Source organism: Butyricimonas sp. Marseille-P2440, from assembly GCF_900091675.1.
GTDB classification, from domain to species: domain Bacteria; phylum Bacteroidota; class Bacteroidia; order Bacteroidales; family Marinifilaceae; genus Butyricimonas; species Butyricimonas synergistica.
In genome coordinates, this window is sequence record NZ_LT594607.1 from 368,623 (window position 1) to 390,636 (window position 22,014).

A 22,014-nucleotide genomic window follows, 5' to 3' on the forward strand; every position below is an offset into this window, starting at 1 on the left:
AAATATAGTATATATCTATCTTATAGCATCTAAACAATAAAAAATAGTAAACACGTATAACATAAAGAACACGATATATAGATATTAACATAAAGAAGCTGGTATACGCTCTACTATTGATCTCTCATAATTATCATTTTGAAGCCTTTTTCGATGGGATATTTCATTCTTCTTGGCTTCATTGACATATTTCCCTTCAATTTGTATCTTATCCTTTGCTTTACGCAAAAACCACTCATATTCAATGTCAACGTGCCCAATATCGATTGCCCAATAACCTAACTTCGCCAAATCATAACTCAACACAGTTGCTGTCTGTCCCAATGCTATAAGGATCAATTTTTTGTCCCCGTATTTTACCGCCGCATTCATAATATCATCGTATTTTTCGTACGCATCTATCGCAGGACACAAAATACGTTGCATTGAACACACATGGTCAAAAAGATCATTATTTACCCCCAAACGGCTATACACCCCCTCTATCAGGAGCACATCCTGCCCCGACCATATACGTTTGATTTTTTCCAGATAACCGTTACATCCATCCTTATTCTTGTACATGAAATAAAATCGTGTAAACGAGGCATCATAATACACCCGCCCAGGTTTTACATAAAGGGCAAAAACATCATATGCCTTTGTAAAATGGGCGAGCCAAAAAACTTTTGTACGTAAGTTCAAATTTTCTTGTGAAACGAGAGCATAAGGCAAACCTACAATATGATTCGGTAGTTCTACTGTCAGTACTTCTTGCAATCTTTCCGACAAAGAAACATTGTAATGACAGAAACCATTTCCTTTACCACGTATAAGGTTAAACTCTCCATCTCCATACCGACTGACTGAACAATGCTCCCGAAGTATTTTGTCCAAAGTTTCATCCGTTGACCTAATATCGGGAATAAAACTTAACGCTTCCTGCTTTTTTCGGAAACGTCGTCGATACTTCAAAAGACGAAAACTTAATTCCAAGTAATAGAAAATATTGCTCATCACACATCCTCCGACTTCTCATCTTTTAAATATTGATCTATTCCACTCTCACACCACGTTGCCTTTTCTGCCATCTTTTCAAAATAATATTTGAAATTTTTATCTCTATTTTGCATGAATTTATCCTCATGCCACAAATGAAAACCGATAGCCGCAAACTTCAAGGCTAATTTTTTACAACCAATATTCAATAGACGGATGCTAAAATCATAATCTTCCCCTCCCCAGCCGACATAATATTCATCATACCCGTTTATTTGCAACACGTCTTTTTTCCAGAAAGAAGTATTACACCCCAATCCCGGACGAGTTTTACGACGTGGGGCAAGATATTTCGCAAGCCATAGACAATGAATAGAATTTTCCCTCCGGGTTACACCCAAGGTGAAAAATCCCAACGAACGATATGTGCCGTTCCGACACAATCGCTCTGTTTCTGCTTGCGTGAGATTTACCCGTCCCCCTTTTATATAATATCCTTCTCGAGCACACGAAATATGATCCATTACAAAATAGGGATGTAAAACCATATCTCCATCGATTTGGATAATATACTCATACTTAGCCACGGCTATACATTTATTACGGATTTTAGCCACACGAAATCCGTCATCTTCCTGCCAAATATGCAACAGCGGAACCGGAAAATCTTTCTGAAAGCTTTCGATCAAAATTTTTGTATCATCTTTTGAGCCATCATCACCAATAATAACTTCAGCAGGAAGTTGTTTCTGCCTCTTTATACTCTCCAAGCATAACGCAAGAGCTGCAGGTCTATTATAAGTGGATATAATAAGTGATGTTTGTAACATTGATAACTTGAATTAACTATACAGTATGTTTTTAGCCATTTCTCAACCGATCAATAAACGATCGTTTAATGATATTAACATATGAAATATTCTGAATTTCCCGACAAAAAACCTAAACATCTAATTATTAGCACGTAAAAAATATCATACAAAAGGCTGACATGACGTAAAAATAATATATATTTGTAACGCATTAAACGATCGTTTAATCAGCTAACGACGCAAACAGAGCACAACAAAAACTTACGTATGAAAAACTACACGATCGGCTTCTATCTCGAAAAGTTATACTACTCTCCACAATTCGAACCTGTCATCAGAGAACTTATCAAACGGGAAATTCCTTATGTAGTGATTATCCCGAAAACAAGAGATCGTGACGAAATAAATCAAAGGGAAGAATCCATCAACTATTGTAAGCAAAATAACTTCACGTATTGCCTTGAGGAAGAAGATTGTTTTTGCAACGTACTCGTCTTCGGCAATACCCCCCGTCATATACACACGCAATTCAACAAATCAGCATTTATCAATCATGGTGTATGGGGAGGTAAGACTATGAACATAGAACCCGGCTTGAATGAAGTGGACATACGTTTTCTGGATGGCAAATTCTTAGAAGAATACCTATGTGAACTTTATCCCGAGAAAAAGCACATCTTCTACGCATCCGGTTATTCCAAACTGGATAATTACTTTAAACTAACGGATGATGACCGGAAAAAATTCCTTCTGGAACGTCATCTGGATATCAACAAAAAAACAATACTTTACGCTCCGACCTTTTACCCGTCTTCAGTGTTAAAAATGGGGAAAAAGTTCGCAGAAGACTTTGCCGATTGTAATATTATATTGAAACCTCATTCACATCTTTTCCTGCGTAAAAAATATCGAAAAGACTTGCTCCGCCTTCAGTCATGGGCTGGTGCACCCAATGTTTACCTGGCAAATTTCAACGAAACCAATATTCTCCCGTTTCTTCATGCTGCAGACCTGTTAATCTCCGATATGTCAAGCGCCGTGTTTGAATTCTCCGGAGTCGGCAAACCCGCTATCATCAATATGTTCCTACACTATCGCCCCATAGACAGGCTATTTCCGCACAAAGTACGCAAACGGTTAGACATCTCAAAGTTTTATCTGTGGGAAGTTGGCGATACCCCGAAAAACTACAAAGAAATGGTACAATATGCTCGTGAAAATCTAGCTAACCCAGACAAAAACAAGACCAAACGGGAAGAATTATCCCGTTACGTCGTTGGTGAAGTAGACGGGAAAGTATCCGAAAGAATCGTGAACAAACTACTGGAACTAGCTAAAATTTAGATAAAATCGTGTATCTGTCCCGGATTGTCTTTGCCCGATCTGTAATTCGAGCAATCTCGTCACTCGAGAAATGAATATCATGTTCCATTTCCTCGATAATCTTCATACGGTCAAAAAACGTTCGTAGTTTCTCAAAATCATCATGATCCTGACGATAATCCCGTTCCAACAATAAATGTCCCCATGCAACCTGTAACCCGTGCAAGGTCGTCCGAGTCGGGTAAAGATCATCTATCGCATGGCTGATTAAATGTTCCGCCCCACTCGCCGGACGGGAACTATTTGCCAACACCATCGCCAATCCAGAAATTACTAACCCATTCGCTAGATCACCAATAAAACGATCCGTACTGATATCATCTATCGAGTACGACATCACGGAATTGCCACTCAAAGCAGCCAATGTTAAAGCAAAATTATTGATATGTTCTCCATTCTCCACGTTCGCCAGTTTCCAATCTTTCACGGCACTGGCATTAGAAACCAAGTCTCCCACTCCTGCCAATAATAATTTTCGGGGTGACCTTCTTATAATCTCGATATCCGCAATTATCCCCAACGGAGCTTTCACCCCGAAACTCTGCTTTTTCCCCTTTTGCACAAGACGTGCAATGGGAGAATAAATCGCATCATTCGACAACGTGGAGGGAGCTGTAATATAACTCAAATTCAAATCATTCGAAATCATCTTCACGGCATCAATAACGCTTCCACCCCCGAAAGCGACTAAAAGCGCATCCTTATTCGTGATATTTCCCATGACTTCATGCGCCTCTTCGTAAGAACCACCTTGAATAAGCAGGATGTCATCAAATGACAATAAATCCACCTGTTGCTTGTAAAGTTCTTTCAACTCCGGTGAAGTGACCAGAATTTTCTCCTTGAAAAAAATATGATTGCGCCGTAATATTTCATCCATATGGATGAATATATTTTCTCCTATCTCAAGGACAATCGGTACATTTATAATTTTGGAATACATTATTTCGTGCTTCTTATCTTTTCAACCAATTCCGACGTACTAATCCCTTTCGTGTAAGGCAAATACACCATCTCTACATGATGTTCCTCCAAAAACTCAGGCGTCACCCGGATTTGTTTCAAATATCCCTCTCCGCTCCAATCATCACCGTGCACAATAACATTAATCCCGTATTTCTTGATATATTCTTTATTATCGTATTCTCGAATAATAAAAGCGTCATCCACGTAACGACACGCTTTCACGACTTCCAGGCGGTCTTGTTCGGATAAAAAAGGTCGGCGTTTATAAGAAGCCACCATATCATCCCCATTGATCGCAACGATCAAACGGTCGCCCAATGCTCTTGCGCGTCGTAACAACTCAACGTGACCGAAATGAAATAGGTCAAAAACTCCTATCACGTATACATTCTTCATACAATTCATTTTAGATACCACAAATTACGGCACCAAAGATAATGAATAATACGGTATCTACGTACTCTTCTTGATTTTTCTCAACATCCCGTCCAGCCGATCCCACACCTGCTCCACGGTAAGGCGATCAAACATTTCCCCATCCAACAACATTCCTCTTTCCGCCTCGGGAATAAAATCCAACGGGCTTATACCTTGATAACGTTCATCACGAGAAGGCAACCACTTTTGCTTGTTCACCCAAGGCGGGTATATCGCCAAGCCGGGAATCCCGCAAGCCTGTGCCATATGACGGGGACCACCCTCGTTTCCGAAAAAGAAATCTGACAGAGAGAGCATTGCAACTAACTTCCGCAACGAATCAGCTTCCACATTCACGAAAATATGTTTGTCTCCCTCCATCTCGTCATACAAGGCTAATGCTTCAGCTTTTTCTTCCTTTGAATAATTAAAGATCAATTGCGCATTATACTTCCATACCAAGCGGGACAACACTTCTTTCATTTTTAGAATGTCCCACTTCTTATCAACCACACGGGTAAAAGGAGTACACAACACTACCAACCGAGAGAAATCGATCCCTCGTTCAACCATGTATCTTCTAAAACCATCCCTCTCCTCATCAGTCACCTGAAGTTTGAAATCAGTCTCGTACACGATCTGTCCCTCCCGTTCCAGGGGTTTTACCAACAATAAATTACGGGAAACCTCGTCCAATTCCTCATATTGCTGATTCCTAAGCCGATAATTATGAAAGAAAAGATTGTAGTATTTTCGGGTACCAATACGGTATTTCGTGCCCAAGGAAAAAATACTAAACCATAATGTCTTCAGAGTCGAACGCGTATCAACAATCACATCATAGCGTTCCTTGCGCATCAATCGATACACTTTCACCAAGTAAGTAAAAAAATGATTATTCTCCCGGTCAGAAAACGTAATTACCCGATCGATATCTGGGTGATCCCGGAACAAAGGTTCAATAGATTCATTCACGACATAGTGAATCTCCGCGTCAGGAAAACTCTTTCGAATCGTACTGCAAATCACGACAGACAACACGGCATCCCCTACTCGACGAAAACGAATCACTAAAACCTTTTTTACTGGCATCCTAATTTTTCCTTTCTATATAAAACCGGATTCAAGTTCGGATCATTATACATTTTCATCTGCTTATAGACTCTCATGTATTTTCTTCCCGCCTCAATATCCTCTAAAAACTGATTAATGGCAACGATCAAATCATGTTTCTGTTCCAATAAAACGTACAACTTCATTTCACATTTCCTCACGTGCTCTTGGGTAACATTCACTCGCCTCACTTCCTGCTCCATGTGATATATCTTCAAGCACAAAATTGACAACCGGTCTAATGCCCAAGCCGGACTCTCCGTGTTTATCGTGGCATGAGGCAATATCTTCACCTCCTTGAATCTATCCCAGAAATAATCATCTATCAACTCAACCACATCCGTGCGCCACTGGTTCGATTCGTCTATCCGGCGTTTGATTTGTAAAGCATACCCAGGCTCAATGTCCGGGTCACGTACAATATCCTCCAAGTGCCACTGAACAGCATCTATCCAGTTCTTTTGAAACAGATAATATTCAATCGATCCATATTCATATGGATTTTCAGCCTCAACCTCCGTGTTATCCGTCACGTGATAACACGCTGTCGCCTTCTCAAAAATTTGATAACTCAATTCTGCAAATAACATGTGTCCCGTTCTCAATTGCTTGTTATATTTACAAATATAACAAAAAGTATTCCAATTTTCACTCCATTCACGATAAAAACGAAAATAAGCTATTTTCAAAAAACATCTCCGATCAAACCAAGAAACGTATCCGAGGAAGAAAGGAATATTTACTGATATACAATCGTAAACAGAATATATTTTTTACCTTTGCGAAAAGATTTTAAAGGAATGGTTGCCTTTATACACCAGCGCAGAGAGATCATTATGCCGATATCAATAAACGATCCTTTATTGATATCAGGTAAAGATACAAGATGTAACAAACAGCCATTTTCATAAAACATTAAAAATGAGAATACTGACAAAAAGGCAATAAGCCATTAGAACGAATAATTTGTAATAAAAAGAGATACAAAAAAACGATGGAAAAAAGAGTTGCATACCTAGACCGTAACGAGTATAACTATGGTCCTGCACCGGAGATCGGCGAAGTTCTTAAAAACTTTGATCCTAACAAATTATGTTTCTACACCCGGATCTACGATGAGGGTAAAAAAAGTATATTATCCGATTATATATCTGAATTGTACGGCATTCCGGAGAAACAAGTAATCTTAGGTTACGGGGGAGAGGACATTCTAAAACAAGTTGTTCACTGCTTTTTGGCAGGAGGCGCAAAACAGAAAACATTACTTATCCCCAAATTCTCGTGGTGGTATTACAAATCCATCGCCGACGAAGTAAACGGGAGAACCCTCTTCTATCCTCTGTTCGAAGAGGGGAATAGTTTCAAATATAACATCCAAAGTATTCGTGAATCGGTAGAAAAAGAGAAACCGGAAATGGTGCTTATGGCATCCCCCAACAATCCGACAGGTAACTCTCTGACAAAAGAGGAATTGCACGAGATTCTCTCTTTCATTCCCAGGGAAACTGTTATCGTTATCGACGAGGCTTACGCTTCATTCGCGAACAAAGATACCAGTTACATCAAACCCTTAATCGAAGAATTCCCGAATCTCCTAATCATCCGCACGTTATCCAAATTTTACGGGTTACCGGGCTTACGTCTTGGATTCGCATTCATGGGTGCCGATTTATCTGCATTCCTGAATTATAGCACAAAATACCTCGGTTACAACCGGATTACGGAAGAAATCGGGATTGCCGTGTTCAAAGCGAATGAATATTACCAAAACATAGCCGACCTGATGGCACAGGATAGAGAACTGTACATGAAAGAATTGGGTGGACTCGACGGGTTTAAAGTATATAAATCGGATGCCAACTTCATCCTGGTAAAATACCCGATTGCCATGAAAGCCAAACTTCAAGAAGCTCTTAAAGCCAAGGGATTAATCGTCAAATTCATGAACGAAGAAGACATCAACACGCATATGCGTATCACCTTGGGTACACAGAAGCAAAATCGACTAGTCATTGACACGATCAAAGAAGTTGCGCAAAATTTTAAATAGAACTTTCCGGTTCCGTCTTTTTATATAAAGGCGGAACCGATCAAGTTAAAAGCCAAATCTAAAATCGACATATGAAAGCTGTTATCCTTGCCGCAGGAATCGCCTCCCGTCTACGTCCCCTCACGAATGACCACCCAAAATGCCTGTTAAAAATAGGTAATCGTTCCCTACTGGAAAGAACCATTGATGGTCTGTTAATAAACGGGATAGACGAAATCGTGATTGTCACGGGCTATCTGAAAGAAATGATCGAAGATTTCGTCCACACGACTTATCCAAACCTTTCCGTGAAATTCATATATAACGAAGTTTACGCATCCACGAACAACATTTACTCGTTGTGGTTGGCAAAACCAGAGGTATTACACGAAAAAGAACTCATTCTTTTGGATAGTGACATTCTGTTCGATCCTCTCATGATCAAAATCCTGCAAGATGCCCCGTACAGCAATTGCCTGGCTTTGGACGGTCACAAGTTAGGAGAGGAAGAAATTAAAGTCATCGTGAACGAGAAAAACCAAATCACAGAGATCAGCAAGACTTGTTCCATTGACAAAGCGATCGGTGAATCTATCGGAATCGAGAAGATATCAAACGCATACCTGTCTGCACTTTACGATGAATTGGGGCAAATGATCCTGCGCGAGGGGTTGGATAACGTGTTTTACGAACTCGCTTTTGAACGCCTGATTTCTCAAGGACACTATTTTTACCCCGTGGACACGAGCAATTATTTTTCCATGGAACTTGATACCGTGGAAGATTTTCAAGATGCTATCAATAGAATACCTAAACATTTACAATAATGCGAATCGTACTATTTTGTGAACAGAAATACGCCATTAACATTCTACAACCGATAGAAGAAGAGGCAAATAAAGAAGGCGGACACACGATCTTATGGTATGTCCGAGAACAAAATATTCCGAAATTTCCGCTAAAGGATGAAGTAAAATGGACAAACAGCATTCAAGATATCTATGATTTTTCTCCAGAGGCAATCTTTGTCCCTTGTAACATTGTCCCCTATTATTTGCCGGGAGTGAAAATACAGATATTCCACGGTTACGCGACTGAAAAGAAAGACCATTGGGTGATCCGTCGATACTTTGACACCTATTTCACTCAAGGTCCATTGTTCACGAAAGGATTTAAAGCCCTAGCTCAAAAATACAAGGATTTTGAAGTTGTAGAAACAGGTTGGCCTCGCCAAGATTGGATTTACAACAATCTACATACTTTCAATGCGGAAAAAAAAGCGCTACTAGAGAAACATGGTAAAAGCAAACTCGTACTGTATGCCCCCACCTTTTCGCCTTCCCTTACCTCCCTGCCCTTCATCAAAGAAGGACTGGTAAAACTGGCAAAAGAAAAAGATGTACTATTCATTCTGAAATTCCATCCCTTGACGAAAGTCGAGTGGATGCAGGAATACAAAGAATTGGCGGCACAACACGACAATATACTTTGGATAGAAGACCACAACATCACGAAATATCAAATTATGGCTGATGTGATGATCAGCGATACTTCCTCCACCGTCTACGAGTTCCTGTTACTAGACAAACCGGTTATCACTTACAAGACCATCGCCAAAGACATCTATTGGCTTGACATACAAAACCCAGAGGAACTACCCGAGGCATTTGAAAAAGCACAACACGATGAAGAATACATCGCTCAACGGAAATGGATTATCGACAATTACGATCCTTATCTTGACGGTAAAGTTGCCCATCGGATGCTGGACGCTGCCAGGGATTATATCGCACGTCACGGAGTACCCGCAAAACGGAAAGTAAACCTTTGGCGTAAATACACGAGTATCAAGAAATTCGGAAAGATCAACAAGAAGTAAAATTTAGAGTGACCTCAATAAATACTTTTTTGACTTTTTCTTCTTTTCCTTACGGCGGCGTACCCGTTCGTCATGGTCATGCGTCCACTCTTTTAGCAAGCGAGTCATTTCCGCAGAATCCGAATTCGTCAACCGGGCGTATTCATCCGCAATAATATCAATCATGTCGTCCGTAGCGTTTAACCGATAGAAATTTTTCAACCCGACCAATGGCGGTATCGATATGAATTTTACTCGGTTTAAATCAACTAGGCTAAATTCGACCCCCTTCTCTGTTCGCTTTATCAATGTATTGCCCGGGGAATGGTCTACGAAATAGATGGATTGTGAATGGAAATAATGCGTGAAGCGAGTAAATTCCCGCAATATGAACTCCAAATCGGCAGGACGCTTCTCCCTCAAATCCCGAAATAAATAATCGTAATCAACTTGCTGTGAAATATAATAACTCCGGGTTACACCCCATACGTTCCTAAACACAATATAAGCCACAGGTTCAGGCGTTCCGATGCCCTTCTCTCGGAATAAATTAGCATACTCGAAAGACCGTAAAGCTTTGCCTTTCCGGATGTACGCGTAAGCGAATTGGTTCACCACGTTTGGTTTCTTGAAAGATTTCACGTTCACACGCAATCCTTCCACATCCAATATTTTAATCACGTTCCGATTATCCTCGATTACTTTCCCCTCCTCTTCAAATCGGTGGGGAATATCCAAGATTGCGTTTTCCAGCGACTTATATTTCGGGTTAATCCGGTAATCTATCATTTTATCCGTTCGTAATTGATAAACGTGTAATCACATTCATTTTTCTCGTCCGCCTGATGTTCTTCCCGAAGCACCTCTTTCCATTTCTTCGGATCAACGGGAGGAATCACTGTATCTCCCTCGCATTCCTGATGCACAACGGTAAGATACAATCTATCGGCTTTATCCCACAACTCCTTGTAGATCGTTCCGCCCCCGGTCACGAATACCTCATCTTCCCCCTTCGTCAACTCCAACGCTTCCTCCACACCACGAACAACCTCACATCCCTCTGCCTTATAAACCGGATTCCGAGAGATCACGATATTTCTCCGGTTAGGTAATGCTTTTCCCACGGACTCGTAGGTCTTACGCCCCATCAAAATCGTATGTCCTGTCGTCAACGCTTTAAAACGTTTCAAATCAGCAGACAACCTCCATACCAAACCATTGTCCCGTCCAATAACATTATTCTCCGCCGCTGCTACTATAATTGATAAAACCATGTTTCAATTTTAGATTTTGTGATTTTAGATTTCTCCACACAAGCTCTCGCTTATGCCGTAATTAATTTCATGTTCAATTCTGCATTTTCAATTAAACAGATATTGCCCCCTTTATATGCGGGTGCGGGTCGTAATCCTGCAATTCGAAATCCTCGTACTTAAAATCAAAGATACTTTTCACCTCCGGATTGATTATCATACGGGGTAAACGTCGAGGCTCACGGGTCAATTGCAGTTTTACCTGTTCGATATGATTCAGATAAATATGGGTATCGCCTAAGGTATGCACGAATTCTCCAGGCTTCAAACCACACACCTGAGCCATCATCAAGGTCAACAAAGCATAGGAAGCAATGTTGAAAGGAACCCCGAGGAAAGTATCGGCACTCCGTTGATAAAGCTGGCAGGACAGTTTACCGTTTGCCACGTAGAATTGAAATAACGCATGACAAGGCGGCAATGCCATATTCTCGATGTCCCCGGCATTCCAAGCACTCACGATCAGTCGTCGGGAATCGGGAGAATGCTTGATTCCCTCCACCACTTGCGTAATCTGATCCAAGAAAGTACCGTCAGCCTTTGGCCACGAACGCCATTGATAACCATAGATATGCCCCAAATCCCCATTCTCATCAGCCCATTCATTCCAAATTCTCACACCATGATCTTGCAAATACTTCACGTTCGTGTCGCCCTGCAAAAACCACAACAACTCGTATATAATAGACTTTAGGTGCAATTTTTTCGTGGTCAGCAAAGGAAAGCCCTCTTCCAGGTTAAAACGCATCTGATGCCCGAACACGTTCATCGTACCGGTACCCGTGCGATCTTCCTTTACCGTTCCTTCTTTCAATATTCTATCCAATAAATCTAAATACTGCTTCATAATAATTGAAAATTGAAAATTGAAAATTGAAAATGTGATTCCCAAGATTCAACCAAATGATTGAACAAAGATAGCGTTTAATTTTAGATTTTAGACTTTAGATTTTAGATTTCCATTGGACAAGCCTGATCTTATTTTGAGGTTTTATGCTTTTCAACTGGAAATCACTTTTAGGTTTTAACTTTCCTTATCATCATCAGACCATGCCGCACGGGAAGCAATACATTTTCCACGCGGGAATCGGCTTGCACCATATCATTGAATTCCAAAATTCCTTGGGTCTGGGCATCCAGCTTCACGTTAGGATCTGCTACTTTACCATCCCACAACACGTCGTCGGCAATAATCATTCCTCCCGCTCGTACCTTATCAAACACTAAATGATAATATTTAGAATACTCCCTTTTATCCGCATCGATAAACACCAGATCAAACACTTCATCCAAACGGGGGATAATCTCGCAAGCATCCCCAACATGAAACACGATATGTTCCTCTAAACCGCTTTTCTCTATAAATCCCCGGGTAAAATCCTCCAATTCGTCATTCACATCAATCGTATGCACCACGCCTCCTTCCGCCAAACCGGATGCCATAGATATTGCCGCGTACCCCGTATACGTCCCGATTTCCAAAACCCTTCGAGCTCCGATCATCTGGCATATCATTTTCAAGAATTGCCCTTGCAGGTTTCCCGACAACATTCTCGGACGCAACACTTGCAAATGAGTCGCTCGAGAAAGTTCTGCCAACACCTCGCTTTCCGGCTCGCTGTGCATCAATATATATTGCTCCAATTCCGGATTTAACTCCAGCATACTACCTCCTATTTGTATAATAATATCGATTGTTGCTCCAAATCAAACACATCCTTTGCCACCTTCAATAATAGCTCCGGAGTAATCTCATCCACTTGGGCGTAAATATCTTCCAAACTATCCACCTTGTCGTAAATCAAGAAACTCTTCCCGATAGACAACATCAGGTTCTCGTAATTCTCGGAAGAGATCGCCAGTTGACCAACCATCTGAGCCTTCGCCCGTTTCAATTGCACGGGTCCCAACTTCTCCTCGTATAAAGCTCTCATCTCCTTCTTGCACAAACTCAAACATAAATCCGTATGCTCCGAATCACACCCGAAATAAATCATGGAAATCCCCGTGTCCGAGTAAGGCGTATAGGAAGCCTCTATATTATAAGCCAGCCCGTAACGCTCCCGAATATTCAGGTTCAAACGGGTATTCATACCCGCCCCACCTAACAAATTTATCAGCAGCGACAAAGCCAGCCGGTTATCCTGCGTGTAATCATAAGCGATATTTCCTATGATACAATGACTTTGGTACGTGTCCTTATCTATCTCCACGAAACGAGGCGTATAGATTTCCGGCTTAATACGGGTCTGCAAAGGAGTCCCGCTCGCGTAACCGGAAAAATATTTCTCCACCAGTCTGACCAACTTATCAAAAGCAATATCCCCCACGGAACTGATGACCATGCGATTCGGGAAATAATTCCGTCTCACGAAGTCAAGTACCATTCCCCGTGATATTTGCCCCACGGAAGCCTCATCTCCCAGGATATTCCGTCCAATCGGATATCCCGAGTAAACCAATTCCTCAAAATCATCAAAAATCAATTCCCCGGGATTATCCTTGTACGAGTTGATCTCGTCCAACACGACATCTTTCTCCTTCTCGATCTCTTTCTCCGGGAATACGGAATGAAACACGATGTCAGCGAATAACTCCAACGCCCGCTCGTAATCTTTTGCCATAAACGTGGCGTACACGCACGTGTCTTCCTTCGTCGTGTAGGCATTCAATTCACCCCCCACGTCCTCCAGGCGACTCAATATATGATAGGCTTTTCGCTTCTCGGTTCCCTTGAATATCACGTGCTCAATGAAATGAGCCATGCCAAACTCCCCCGCCTGTTCATCCCGACTCCCCACGTTGACAATCAAGCCGCAATAAGCAGCTTTATTCGGAACATAATTATGGATCAAGCGCAATCCATTCGGAAATATGTGTGTTTGATACATTTTATTGAATAAAAAGGCTTCCTCCCGACAAATTCAAATTCACTTTCCCCGAATATTTCTTATCCCCGACAAAACCCGTCTCCAACACGGCATTCTTGTTGGTAGTAGGCTTCGCTTCCAAGGTTACTCCTTGTGGCAATTCCACTTTCATATTTTTATTCCGGTTGATCTCGAGAGCGTACCCGCATCCTTCCATGAAAGTCAGACCGACTTTTGTAGAGGAACCCTTCACTTCCACCGATGAGAACGAGATGTTTACATTCCGCACGTTCAATTCCCCCCAGCGCATATCCATCCACAACCTGTCCCCGACATCCTGCACCTCGTATTTCGTGTAAAAAGAATTCCCGGTCAAATTCTCAATCATCCCCAAGTAGCAAGTTCCCCCGGAAGTTTTTAACGTGAGGTTATCCGCCTCCATCAATTGCAGGCTGGTAGAATTACAATCCAATTTCATATCCGTACCCTCACCGATCTTCACCTTGCATGACTTGAATTCGCCATTAAACACGGCTACTTTCTCCACGTCAAACTCCCCCTTGGACTGCTTCATCGAAAATTCACCCCCTAACACTGTGTTTGCCTTGAAATTCCCGGACACGATCTCGACACTCAAATCTCCCGTGAAATCCGTCATAGAAACACCACCATCTGTACTCAACAGACGTACTTTCTTCCCCACGGGAACTTTTATATGGTAATCCACGCTAACCGTAACCCCGGAAAAAGTTTGCTTCAAGCTCATATCCTTTTTAAATACGGACTCCACGTTCAACGCCGAACCTCGTTCTTTAGCTGTTATAGCGATATATTCAAGTATTTCATCCACTTTGGCTTTATTCTTTGCTTCCACCCACACTGTAGCAGTAATGGCAAACTCCTCTCCCTCCTGCCGCACGTCAATATTTCCATACCGGTTAGATACGATCAATTCATTAAAGGAAGCCGCCGGAAAACTTTGCTTGAATTCCTTGGTACCTTCTTCCGCCCACAGGTTTAGGGCAAACAAAACTGCTATCGTGATCAATATTATTCTTTTCATCTCATTTCATGACTTAATCAAACATCTTTTCCTCGTTCTCTTCCATCGCTTTGTATCTTGCAGCCAGATAAGCAATCATCCGGCTAAACGATTCCATCGCCATCGCTGTCTGCGAATTTATCTCTTTTTTTTGTAATCTCAACATCAAATGACCGTAAAGTGCATGGAGTGCCAATTCAACATCAGACACCTCCTCCGGCAAATTCGTCTTCCGACGGTAATCCAGCAAGTTATTCGCAGCCATCATGAACAACTGCTTGTATTTCATATCCTGCGCCTCGTGCAACAAGTAAAAATGCAATTCGGTCAGCTCATTCACCATGTTTTTAATTACCTGCAAATGACCGCCTTTCACGACCTCCTCTTTTTTCATCATCTCGATCAGGTTGTCATACCATTCCCGAATCTCCTTCCGGGTATTCTCGTCTACCTGAAATCGACTGACTACATTCTGCTCCAACTGCTGAATATCCATCGCCATCGCCCTCAACATATCCTCCACTTGCCACATATACAAGATATATTCAGCTACATTACTCTTCCTTTTTTCTCGTGCAATCAACATACTAATTAAGTGATTTAATGATTGAGTGATTACGTGATTATGATCAAGCGAAACGAAATCACTAAATCGCAAATCACAGAATCTCTAAATTTTTAAAATTCTTTGAGTTTATCTATCAACCTGCGATCTCGTTTGGTCGGTCTGCCCGTACCTCTATCCCGCGATTCAAATTGTGCATAAACACCTCGCAGGATGTCCAATTTCTCCTGGGGCGTAACTTCTTCCACGAAATCAACCGCCAATTGTGCAGACATCCGCTTATCCGTCACCTGCTTCACCATGTATTCCCGTTCGATCGGGGGGACCCGTACCTTTACAACATCCCCGACTTTTACATCCCGGGAAGCTTTCACATGTGCATCGCCAATAGACACATGTCCCTTGCCGCAAGCTTCTGCTGCCAATGAGCGGGTTTTAAAAATCCGAACCGCCCACAACCATTTATCTATTCTAACCTTTTCCACGGTCTATACATTTTGAATTTATCCAAATTGTAAATTTAGAATTTAAAATCGTCAAACAGAAATCAAAATCGTAAATTATTAGACAAGCTCATCGTTTTATCCACCCCGATAAAAACAAAATTTCCAATCACCTCGCCACAATGCTTAAACATGACAGGCAACCGTTCTTCTTCCTCGCCCGTCCATTCACCCAACACGTAATCCACTTGGCTTCCCTTGGGGAAATCATTACCAATCCCAAAACGCAGACGGGCGTAATCCTGCGTTCCCAGCAATTGATTAATACTCTTCAACCCGTTATGCCCCCCGTCACTACCTTTACTTCTCAAGCGAATCGTTCCGAAAGGCAACGCCAAATCATCCACAACCACGAAAAGATTAGACAACTCGATTTTCTCCTTCTGAATCCAGTAACTCACGGCTTTCCCACTAAGATTCATGTACGTGCTAGGCTTCAACAAAATCAGAGTACGTCCTTTCAATTTCACCGTCGCCACAGCCCCGTAACGCATATCTTCAAAAACAGCATTGGACGCCTTCGCGAAGGCGTCCAACACTCTAAATCCGATGTTATGTCGTGTATTCTGGTATTCGGGACCAATGTTCCCTAATCCCACAATAAGATATTTCATCTCTCTATTTTTTCAATGATTATTGAGCGTTCTGCGCAGCTCTTGCAGCTCTTGTCAATTTCACTTGAGCAACAACAACACTCTTAGCGTTCATCAACTCAACACCTTCCATGTGAACATCTTGTACTTTAATAGATTTACCTACACCTAATGAAGTAACGTCGATAACGATTTCATCCGGCATATCTTTCGGAAGAGCTTTCACTTTCAATTTACGGCTAATCAACGCTAATTTACCTCCGGCTTGAACTCCGGCAGCGTGTCCAGTAGTCTTAACAGGAACCTCGATTACAACCGGCTTATCCTCTGCAGTCTGATAAAAATCGATGTGCAATACCTTATCCGTTACCGGGTGGAATTGAATATCTCTCATAACAGCGTCATAAGACTTGCCATCAAGGTCAAGATTCACAAGATACACGTTAGGAGTATAAAGAAGTTTCTTCAAATCCCGATCTTTCACTGCAAAATGAACGTTAGCCTCACCTCCGTAAAGAACACACGGAACTTTTTCTTCATTTCTTACTGCTTTAGTAGCTTTTTTACCTAAATCGCTTCTTACTTCTCCTTTTAAATTAAATACTTGCATATTACTAATATTGCTTGTGCTACTCAAACGCGGATTGATGCCCCGGGGTTCTGAGCCGTATCCGTGTTCCCATCACACGTTTTAAAATTCCCCCCGTACTACAATTGCGCCGCAAATGTATGAATTATTTCTCAAAATAGCAACCCTATCAACGATCGTTTATCCCGAATTTTCACACGGCATGAATCACGTAATCGCTCAACTGGAAATCTCTGACCCTCTTCACTTTAAACTCCAAATTCAGAACTTTAACCTTTCCTCTCTCCACTTTACAATGGGTATAAATAAGAAATAATAAGCCTTTTTATCTTGGAAAAAGTTTTTTGTTTCAATTATAGATTATATTTTTGCGGCATTATTAACAAAAAAATTTTTAGAAATGGCTTACGTAATATCTGATGATTGTATTTCTTGTGGAGCATGTGAATCAGAATGCCCGGTAGGAGCAATCTCTATGGGTGATGATCACTACCAAATCAATGCTGATGAATGTATCTCATGCGGGGCTTGCGCTGGCGTATGTCCTGTTGGAGCTCCTAAAGAAGCTTAATCATCATAAAAAAGGAAAATTAAGCTGCCTCCCCGCGAGGCAGCTTTTTTTATCCGTGTATCACCAAATCCATCCGCACATCCAATTCATCGACAGGCACTTCCTCCACGAATTGGAAATCAAAACAAATTCCTACCTTTCGAGCTGCACGGGTCTCTTTCAAAATCTTATCGTAATACCCCCGTCCCCGTCCTAGCCGGTTACCTTGACCGTCAAAAGCAACACCCGGCACGACAATCATATCAATGGCATCGTAATCCGTGTACAACTCCCCCACGGGTTCAAGTATCCCGAAAGCCTCTCCCGGCTTCAAGGATTCCATCCCCTCGAACACCCGCAATTCAAGGACATCCCCTTTCACGCAAGGAAGTAAAATCTTTTTCTCGCCAGCCCATTTCACCACGTAATCATGGGTGAATACCTCGTCGTCCATCGACCAGTATATTAAAACGGTACGCGCTTCTTGGAAAAAGATATTCTGTTCCAATTCATGCCAAAGCGGGCGTGACATCTCCATCTTCTGCTCCAAAGAATATTGACTCTTCAGAGCCTTTATCTGTTTCCGTAACTCTTTTTTATCCATAATCCACAAAACTTCATGAATAACATTCCATTATTTTGTGCAAAATTCGTACTTTTGCGACAATTAACAAAGTGAGCTGCCAAAGAGTTATCATTTTAATTTACCAACAGTTTCCACAAGGAACATAACGTGCAGAATACTATGAAAATAGCGATACCTCAGATCAATTATCACATCGGCGACATTTCCAAAAACAGGGATCTTATCATTGCCGCCATACAAAAGGCAAAATCAAAAAAAGCCGATTTGGTTCTGTTTCCCGAACACGCCATATGCGGCGCATATCCCCAAGACCTGCTCGAGAAAGAGTATTTCGTGAATGAATGTCGCCTTGGTATAGAAAAGATCGCGAAACAATGTTCCGATATCGCGGCACTCGTCGGCTGTCCCAACCTAGATATGGAAGACGGGGTGCTATACAACGCCATGTTCTTCATGTATGATGGGGAAGTACGGGGTGGCGTCAACAAAACCATCCTGAGCGACTACGATATTTTTGACGAAAGCCGTTATTTCATAGCGGAAGAATCGAATACCCCCTTGCGATACATGAATCAGAACATCCGTGTCCTTTTTGACGAATACGAATCAAACATGGTTGAAAAAACTGACACGCTGATTGTTCACGTGGGACCGACTCCCTTCACCACCGAAAGCTACAATTACCGCAAAGAAGTCTTTTCCTCCATCGCGCAAAAAGATAAATGCCCCGTGATCGCATTAAATCACGTGGGAGCCAACAGCTCCATTATATTTGACGGCAACACGTTAGTTTTCAATAAAAAAGGGGCACTCGTACACAAAGGGGCTTCTTTCGGGGAAGACCTTGTATTCATCGACACCAATACACTGGAAAATACAACCCCGATAAAAGAGAAACCTCAAGACCGGATAGCACTCATCCACGATGCGCTCATCCTGGGAATCAAGGATTTCTTCCGTAAAAACGGGTTCAGTAAAGCAGTCATGGGACTCTCCGGGGGCATTGATTCAGCCCTTGTTGCCGCACTGACAGCAGAAGCACTGGGAAAAGAAAACGTGTTGGGCATCCTGATGCCTTCCAGCTTTTCGACAGACCACTCCGTGAAAGATGCCATTGACCTGGCAACAAACTTGGGTATCGCCCACGAAACCCTCGCCATAAAAGAGATATACGAGACTTTCCTCTCTACCCTAAAGCCCGTCTTCAAAGACAGTCCCTTCAACGTGGCGGAAGAAAACCTGCAAGCCCGTATCCGGGGAGCACTCGTGATGTCAATTTCTAATAAATTCGGGCACATACTACTCAATACCTCGAACAAAAGCGAGGCGGCAGTTGGCTACGGCACCTTGTACGGGGATTTATGCGGTTCCCTCTCCGTGCTTGGCGACGTGTATAAAACCGAAGTTTACAAACTAAGCCGCTATATCAACCGGGAACGGGAACTCATCCCGGAGAACACGATCACGAAAGCCCCCTCGGCAGAACTTCGCCCGGGGCAAAAAGACCAGGACTCACTTCCCGATTATGACACGCTGGACGCTATCCTCAAATTGTACTTGGAAGACAATCAATCCAAACAAGATATTATCAAACAAGGATTTGCCCCAGAAATCGTGGAAAAGACACTCACGCTGGTAAACCGCAACGAGTACAAGCGGGCACAATGCCCCCCGATACTCAAAGTCAGCAAAAAAGCATTCGGAAGCGGACGTCGTATGCCACTCACTGCCAAATTGTAAACCATCTGACCCAAAAGAGCCATGAGAACAATAAAAGACAAAGAACTACATAACAAGTATTGTAACATCTGTATTGACAGCCCCAATTCTCTTTTTGCCAATCTCGACGAAAGCAGTAAGAGTATCATCCGTCAGACCTCCATCTGCAAGATGTACCGGAAAGGTGATCTGATATACGAAGAGGGTAACAAACCATTCGGGTTACTTTGTCTGATTACCGGTAAAGCCAAGATCATGAAAAAAGGGATCGCCGGCAGGGAACAAATCGTCCGTATGGCAAAACCCGTCGGCTTCATTGGTTACCGGGCTTTCTTCGCCGAAGAAAACCACATTGCCTCGGCAGAAGCCCTGGAAGATTCCATTGTCTGTATCATGAAAACCGAATTGGTATTCGGCATCGTGCGCAGTAACTCGGACGTCGCCATGAACGTCATTCGGGCTCTTGCCACCGACCTCGGTTTTTCCAACCGCCGTACCGTCACCCTTACCCAGAAACACATCCGCGGACGCTTGGCTGAAGCCCTGCTCGTGTTGAAAGACACTTACGGTTTCGAGGACGACAACATCACCTTGAAAATCTGCCTTTCCCGAGAAGACATCGCCAACTTGTCGAACATGACGACTTCCAACGCCATCCGTACGCTATCCAACTTTGCATCGGAAAGCATCTTGGAACTCTCCGGCAAGCAAATCAAGATTATAGATATGGATGCCCTGGAAAAGGTTAGTGAAATGGGATAATTTTTAGAAACGTTCTTTTTCCATACACCGGCTCACCGTTTCGTAATCAAAACCCCGGCTCAAGGCAAAACGTATAAGTTTAGCTTTCCGCTTGTAAGGATCTTCGTCTTTTATACTTTTATTCTTCTGTCGCAACAAGGCAAGGCAAGTAGCATCCGTATCCTCCTCGGGCAAAACGGCAAGCGCTTGCTTGATGATCGAATCGGGCATCTGCTTCCGGCGTAACATTTGGGCGATCTTCAGTTTACCCCAACGATTGAAACGGAATTTATCTCGTGCATACGCTTCGGCAAAACGGGCATCATCTAGGAAATGATGTTTCACCAGAAACGCCATAATCTCCGCAACATCCTCGTCCGATAACTCCCAACGCCGTAATTTAGCCTCCACGTCCGTACTACAACACTCTTTCTTACTGCATTGCCCCGCTACTATATTTAAAGCCTTTTTCGCGTCCACTTTATCAAATTTAGAATTTAAAATCTAACATCACTGAATCCATTTCGCCTTTACCATTCTATCCCTCTCGTGAATATCCTTTCGTAACTCCACCTCCCGATAGCCCATTCCCTCCAACAACTCCACCATCTCTCGCCCGAAAGCCTCGTTAATCTCGAAAAACAAAAGTCCCCCGGGCTTCAAGTGCAAACGCCCGAACTCAGCGATTACACGATAGAATACCAACGGGTCTTCATCCGTCACGAAAAGAGCCCGATGCGGCTCGTATCCCAGCACCCGTTCGTGCATCAATGCTTTTTCCGACTCCCGCACGTAAGGAGGATTGCTGACAATCACGTCAAAATCCGACCAATCCCATCTCTCGTGATACAAAATATCCCGCTCGAGAAAGTTCACCTCTACCCCGTTCGACCGGGCATTCTCCCCTGCCTGGCGAAGAGCTTCCGGTGAAACGTCCACCCCGTGCAACTCCAATCCGGGCACCATCTTCCCCAAAGCCACGATAATACACCCGCTCCCGGTTCCCACATCCAACACCCGCTCTCCCGCTTTCAATCCGCTTTCCGCCACCCACATCACCAACTCTTCCGTTTCGGGACGAGGAATCAAAGTATCGCTATTCAAGTGAAAATCAACACCTAAAAATTCAGTTTCTCCTAACACGTACTGCACCGGTCGGTCCTTTTTCAGTTCTGCCACCACCTCGACAAAATTATCTACAAACCTTTCGTCCAATAATTCGTGTTTTTTAAGATGTATTTCTATATTTGTACAATGCAACATCTTACAAAAAAGATGTGAACACAAATATTTAATTTCATGCTCATTGTAGGTATCTTTTAGCTCCTGTAATGCGTATTGCTGTAAACCGAACATTGTATTCATAAAACAAAGATACGGTTTAATT

General features: G+C 42.5%; 26 protein-coding genes. 7 read left to right on the forward strand and 19 right to left on the reverse strand.

All coding sequences use genetic code 11. The features are described from left to right. Positions 1–84 precede the first annotated feature (84 nt). A complete protein-coding gene (locus tag BN8899_RS02950; RefSeq protein WP_187376733.1) occupies positions 85–954 on the reverse strand; it encodes an SP_1767 family glycosyltransferase in 870 nt (289 codons plus the stop codon). A gap of 41 nt (positions 955–995) precedes the next feature. Then, the gene (locus BN8899_RS02955) at positions 996–1,808 is read right to left on the reverse strand and encodes a glycosyltransferase family 2 protein (RefSeq protein WP_065218233.1); all 813 of its coding nucleotides are present in this window, start codon (positions 1,806–1,808) and stop codon (positions 996–998) included. Between the two features lie 249 nt (positions 1,809–2,057). Between BN8899_RS02955 and BN8899_RS02960 the strand changes: the two genes are divergently transcribed. Beyond that, positions 2,058–3,134, forward strand: a complete 1,077-nt coding sequence (locus BN8899_RS02960; protein ID WP_065218234.1) for a CDP-glycerol glycerophosphotransferase family protein — start codon at positions 2,058–2,060, stop codon at positions 3,132–3,134. Here the strand turns inward: BN8899_RS02960 and BN8899_RS02965 are convergent. From BN8899_RS02965 to BN8899_RS02980, 4 genes are read right to left on the reverse strand one after another with little or no spacing between them, the layout of a single operon-like run. Beyond that, positions 3,124–4,116 carry an iron-containing alcohol dehydrogenase gene (locus tag BN8899_RS02965; RefSeq protein WP_065218235.1) on the reverse strand — a complete coding sequence of 331 codons (993 nt, stop codon included), beginning with the start codon at positions 4,114–4,116 and terminating at the stop codon, positions 3,124–3,126. The genes BN8899_RS02960 and BN8899_RS02965 overlap by 11 nt on opposite strands. Further along, positions 4,116–4,535 carry an FAD synthase family protein gene (locus BN8899_RS02970; protein WP_065218236.1) on the reverse strand — a complete coding sequence of 140 codons (420 nt, stop codon included), beginning with the start codon at positions 4,533–4,535 and terminating at the stop codon, positions 4,116–4,118. The genes BN8899_RS02965 and BN8899_RS02970 overlap by 1 nt, the downstream gene beginning before the upstream one ends. 57 nt (positions 4,536–4,592) lie before the next feature. Then, a complete protein-coding gene (locus BN8899_RS02975; RefSeq protein ID WP_065218237.1) occupies positions 4,593–5,648 on the reverse strand; it encodes a glycosyltransferase family 9 protein in 1,056 nt (351 codons plus the stop codon). Beyond that, positions 5,639–6,259, reverse strand: a complete 621-nt coding sequence (locus BN8899_RS02980; RefSeq protein ID WP_026207638.1) for a DUF4254 domain-containing protein — start codon at positions 6,257–6,259, stop codon at positions 5,639–5,641. Before BN8899_RS02980 ends, BN8899_RS02975 begins: the two co-directional genes overlap by 10 nt. 404 nt (positions 6,260–6,663) lie before the next feature. Between BN8899_RS02980 and BN8899_RS02985 the strand changes: the two genes are divergently transcribed. The 3 genes from BN8899_RS02985 to BN8899_RS02995 all read left to right on the forward strand — a co-directional run bounded on the left by BN8899_RS02985 (position 6,664) and on the right by BN8899_RS02995 (position 9,577). Continuing rightward, on the forward strand, positions 6,664–7,719 hold the full coding sequence (locus BN8899_RS02985; protein ID WP_065218238.1) for a pyridoxal phosphate-dependent aminotransferase: 1,056 nt from the start codon (positions 6,664–6,666) through the stop codon (positions 7,717–7,719). Between the two features lie 71 nt (positions 7,720–7,790). After that, positions 7,791–8,525, forward strand: coding sequence for a phosphocholine cytidylyltransferase family protein (locus tag BN8899_RS02990; protein WP_065218239.1), 735 nt, complete (start codon positions 7,791–7,793; stop codon positions 8,523–8,525). Then, positions 8,525–9,577, forward strand: a complete 1,053-nt coding sequence (locus BN8899_RS02995) for a CDP-glycerol glycerophosphotransferase family protein (RefSeq protein ID WP_065218240.1) — start codon at positions 8,525–8,527, stop codon at positions 9,575–9,577. The genes BN8899_RS02990 and BN8899_RS02995 overlap by 1 nt, the downstream gene beginning before the upstream one ends. A 3-nt stretch (positions 9,578–9,580) precedes the next feature. On the opposite strand, the gene BN8899_RS03000 is transcribed toward BN8899_RS02995, so the two are convergent. The 10 genes from BN8899_RS03000 to BN8899_RS03045 form a co-directional block, all read right to left on the reverse strand. Then, positions 9,581–10,345 carry a hypothetical protein gene (locus BN8899_RS03000; protein ID WP_065218241.1) on the reverse strand — a complete coding sequence of 255 codons (765 nt, stop codon included), beginning with the start codon at positions 10,343–10,345 and terminating at the stop codon, positions 9,581–9,583. Beyond that, positions 10,342–10,830: a dihydrofolate reductase gene (locus tag BN8899_RS03005; protein WP_018338358.1), complete on the reverse strand. Its 489-nt coding sequence runs from the start codon at positions 10,828–10,830 to the stop codon at positions 10,342–10,344. The genes BN8899_RS03000 and BN8899_RS03005 overlap by 4 nt, the downstream gene beginning before the upstream one ends. 91 nt (positions 10,831–10,921) lie before the next feature. Then, positions 10,922–11,716: a thymidylate synthase gene (locus BN8899_RS03010; protein WP_026207637.1), complete on the reverse strand. Its 795-nt coding sequence runs from the start codon at positions 11,714–11,716 to the stop codon at positions 10,922–10,924. 170 nt (positions 11,717–11,886) lie between these two features. Beyond that, complete coding sequence (locus BN8899_RS03015) at positions 11,887–12,534, reverse strand: O-methyltransferase (RefSeq protein WP_018338356.1); 648 nt, start codon at positions 12,532–12,534, stop codon at positions 11,887–11,889. 8 nt (positions 12,535–12,542) lie between these two features. Continuing rightward, the gene (locus BN8899_RS03020; RefSeq protein WP_018338355.1) at positions 12,543–13,760 is read right to left on the reverse strand and encodes a M16 family metallopeptidase; all 1,218 of its coding nucleotides are present in this window, start codon (positions 13,758–13,760) and stop codon (positions 12,543–12,545) included. Position 13,761: 1 nt separating this feature from the next. Next, positions 13,762–14,802: a DUF4097 family beta strand repeat-containing protein gene (locus tag BN8899_RS03025; RefSeq protein WP_065218242.1), complete on the reverse strand. Its 1,041-nt coding sequence runs from the start codon at positions 14,800–14,802 to the stop codon at positions 13,762–13,764. Positions 14,803–14,815: 13 nt separating this feature from the next. After that, complete coding sequence (locus BN8899_RS03030) at positions 14,816–15,367, reverse strand: DUF4924 family protein (protein ID WP_018338353.1); 552 nt, start codon at positions 15,365–15,367, stop codon at positions 14,816–14,818. 92 nt (positions 15,368–15,459) lie between these two features. Beyond that, positions 15,460–15,831: an RNA-binding S4 domain-containing protein gene (locus BN8899_RS03035; RefSeq protein WP_018338352.1), complete on the reverse strand. Its 372-nt coding sequence runs from the start codon at positions 15,829–15,831 to the stop codon at positions 15,460–15,462. A gap of 62 nt (positions 15,832–15,893) precedes the next feature. Further along, positions 15,894–16,463 carry an aminoacyl-tRNA hydrolase gene (gene pth, locus BN8899_RS03040; RefSeq protein WP_018338351.1) on the reverse strand — a complete coding sequence of 190 codons (570 nt, stop codon included), beginning with the start codon at positions 16,461–16,463 and terminating at the stop codon, positions 15,894–15,896. Between the two features lie 19 nt (positions 16,464–16,482). Continuing rightward, complete coding sequence (locus BN8899_RS03045; protein ID WP_018338350.1) at positions 16,483–17,052, reverse strand: 50S ribosomal protein L25/general stress protein Ctc; 570 nt, start codon at positions 17,050–17,052, stop codon at positions 16,483–16,485. A 379-nt stretch (positions 17,053–17,431) separates the two neighbouring features. Between BN8899_RS03045 and BN8899_RS20325 the strand changes: the two genes are divergently transcribed. After that, on the forward strand, positions 17,432–17,602 hold the full coding sequence (locus BN8899_RS20325) for a DUF362 domain-containing protein (RefSeq protein WP_071595998.1): 171 nt from the start codon (positions 17,432–17,434) through the stop codon (positions 17,600–17,602). 49 nt (positions 17,603–17,651) lie between these two features. Here BN8899_RS20325 and BN8899_RS03055 read toward each other — a convergent pair whose 3' ends face one another. Next, positions 17,652–18,185, reverse strand: a complete 534-nt coding sequence (locus tag BN8899_RS03055; protein WP_018338348.1) for a 5-formyltetrahydrofolate cyclo-ligase — start codon at positions 18,183–18,185, stop codon at positions 17,652–17,654. Positions 18,186–18,326: 141 nt separating this feature from the next. On the opposite strand from BN8899_RS03055, the gene BN8899_RS03060 reads away from it, so the two are divergent. Next, positions 18,327–19,907, forward strand: a complete 1,581-nt coding sequence (locus BN8899_RS03060; protein ID WP_065218244.1) for an NAD+ synthase — start codon at positions 18,327–18,329, stop codon at positions 19,905–19,907. 21 nt (positions 19,908–19,928) lie between these two features. Further along, the gene (locus BN8899_RS03065) at positions 19,929–20,648 is read left to right on the forward strand and encodes a Crp/Fnr family transcriptional regulator (protein ID WP_018338346.1); all 720 of its coding nucleotides are present in this window, start codon (positions 19,929–19,931) and stop codon (positions 20,646–20,648) included. A 3-nt stretch (positions 20,649–20,651) separates the two neighbouring features. Here the strand turns inward: BN8899_RS03065 and BN8899_RS03070 are convergent, their stop codons facing one another. Both BN8899_RS03070 and prmC read right to left on the reverse strand, forming a co-directional pair. Then, a complete protein-coding gene (locus BN8899_RS03070) occupies positions 20,652–21,107 on the reverse strand; it encodes a regulatory protein RecX (protein ID WP_018338345.1) in 456 nt (151 codons plus the stop codon). A 30-nt stretch (positions 21,108–21,137) separates the two neighbouring features. Next, entirely contained in the window at positions 21,138–21,992 is an 855-nt protein-coding gene (prmC, locus tag BN8899_RS03075; protein ID WP_065218245.1) for a peptide chain release factor N(5)-glutamine methyltransferase, read from the reverse strand. Positions 21,993–22,014 lie beyond the last annotated feature (22 nt).

Coding starts and splice junctions, on each gene's coding strand:
- BN8899_RS02955 (WP_065218233.1), bottom strand. CDS start 1,808: ATGTTACAAACATCACTTATTATATCCACTTATAATAGACCTGCAGCT.
- BN8899_RS02960 (WP_065218234.1), top strand. CDS start 2,058: ATGAAAAACTACACGATCGGCTTCTATCTCGAAAAGTTATACTACTCT.
- BN8899_RS02965 (WP_065218235.1), bottom strand. CDS start 4,116: ATGTATTCCAAAATTATAAATGTACCGATTGTCCTTGAGATAGGAGAA.
- BN8899_RS02970 (WP_065218236.1), bottom strand. CDS start 4,535: ATGAAGAATGTATACGTGATAGGAGTTTTTGACCTATTTCATTTCGGT.
- BN8899_RS02975 (WP_065218237.1), bottom strand. CDS start 5,648: ATGCCAGTAAAAAAGGTTTTAGTGATTCGTTTTCGTCGAGTAGGGGAT.
- BN8899_RS02980 (WP_026207638.1), bottom strand. CDS start 6,259: ATGTTATTTGCAGAATTGAGTTATCAAATTTTTGAGAAGGCGACAGCG.
- BN8899_RS02985 (WP_065218238.1), top strand. CDS start 6,664: ATGGAAAAAAGAGTTGCATACCTAGACCGTAACGAGTATAACTATGGT.
- BN8899_RS02990 (WP_065218239.1), top strand. CDS start 7,791: ATGAAAGCTGTTATCCTTGCCGCAGGAATCGCCTCCCGTCTACGTCCC.
- BN8899_RS02995 (WP_065218240.1), top strand. CDS start 8,525: ATGCGAATCGTACTATTTTGTGAACAGAAATACGCCATTAACATTCTA.
- BN8899_RS03000 (WP_065218241.1), bottom strand. CDS start 10,345: ATGATAGATTACCGGATTAACCCGAAATATAAGTCGCTGGAAAACGCA.
- BN8899_RS03005 (WP_018338358.1), bottom strand. CDS start 10,830: ATGGTTTTATCAATTATAGTAGCAGCGGCGGAGAATAATGTTATTGGA.
- BN8899_RS03010 (WP_026207637.1), bottom strand. CDS start 11,716: ATGAAGCAGTATTTAGATTTATTGGATAGAATATTGAAAGAAGGAACG.
- BN8899_RS03015 (WP_018338356.1), bottom strand. CDS start 12,534: ATGCTGGAGTTAAATCCGGAATTGGAGCAATATATATTGATGCACAGC.
- BN8899_RS03020 (WP_018338355.1), bottom strand. CDS start 13,760: ATGTATCAAACACACATATTTCCGAATGGATTGCGCTTGATCCATAAT.
- BN8899_RS03025 (WP_065218242.1), bottom strand. CDS start 14,802: ATGAAAAGAATAATATTGATCACGATAGCAGTTTTGTTTGCCCTAAAC.
- BN8899_RS03030 (WP_018338353.1), bottom strand. CDS start 15,367: ATGTTGATTGCACGAGAAAAAAGGAAGAGTAATGTAGCTGAATATATC.
- pth (WP_018338351.1), bottom strand. CDS start 16,463: ATGAAATATCTTATTGTGGGATTAGGGAACATTGGTCCCGAATACCAG.
- BN8899_RS03045 (WP_018338350.1), bottom strand. CDS start 17,052: ATGCAAGTATTTAATTTAAAAGGAGAAGTAAGAAGCGATTTAGGTAAA.
- BN8899_RS20325 (WP_071595998.1), top strand. CDS start 17,432: ATGGCTTACGTAATATCTGATGATTGTATTTCTTGTGGAGCATGTGAA.
- BN8899_RS03055 (WP_018338348.1), bottom strand. CDS start 18,185: ATGGATAAAAAAGAGTTACGGAAACAGATAAAGGCTCTGAAGAGTCAA.
- BN8899_RS03060 (WP_065218244.1), top strand. CDS start 18,327: ATGAAAATAGCGATACCTCAGATCAATTATCACATCGGCGACATTTCC.
- BN8899_RS03065 (WP_018338346.1), top strand. CDS start 19,929: ATGAGAACAATAAAAGACAAAGAACTACATAACAAGTATTGTAACATC.
- prmC (WP_065218245.1), bottom strand. CDS start 21,992: ATGAATACAATGTTCGGTTTACAGCAATACGCATTACAGGAGCTAAAA.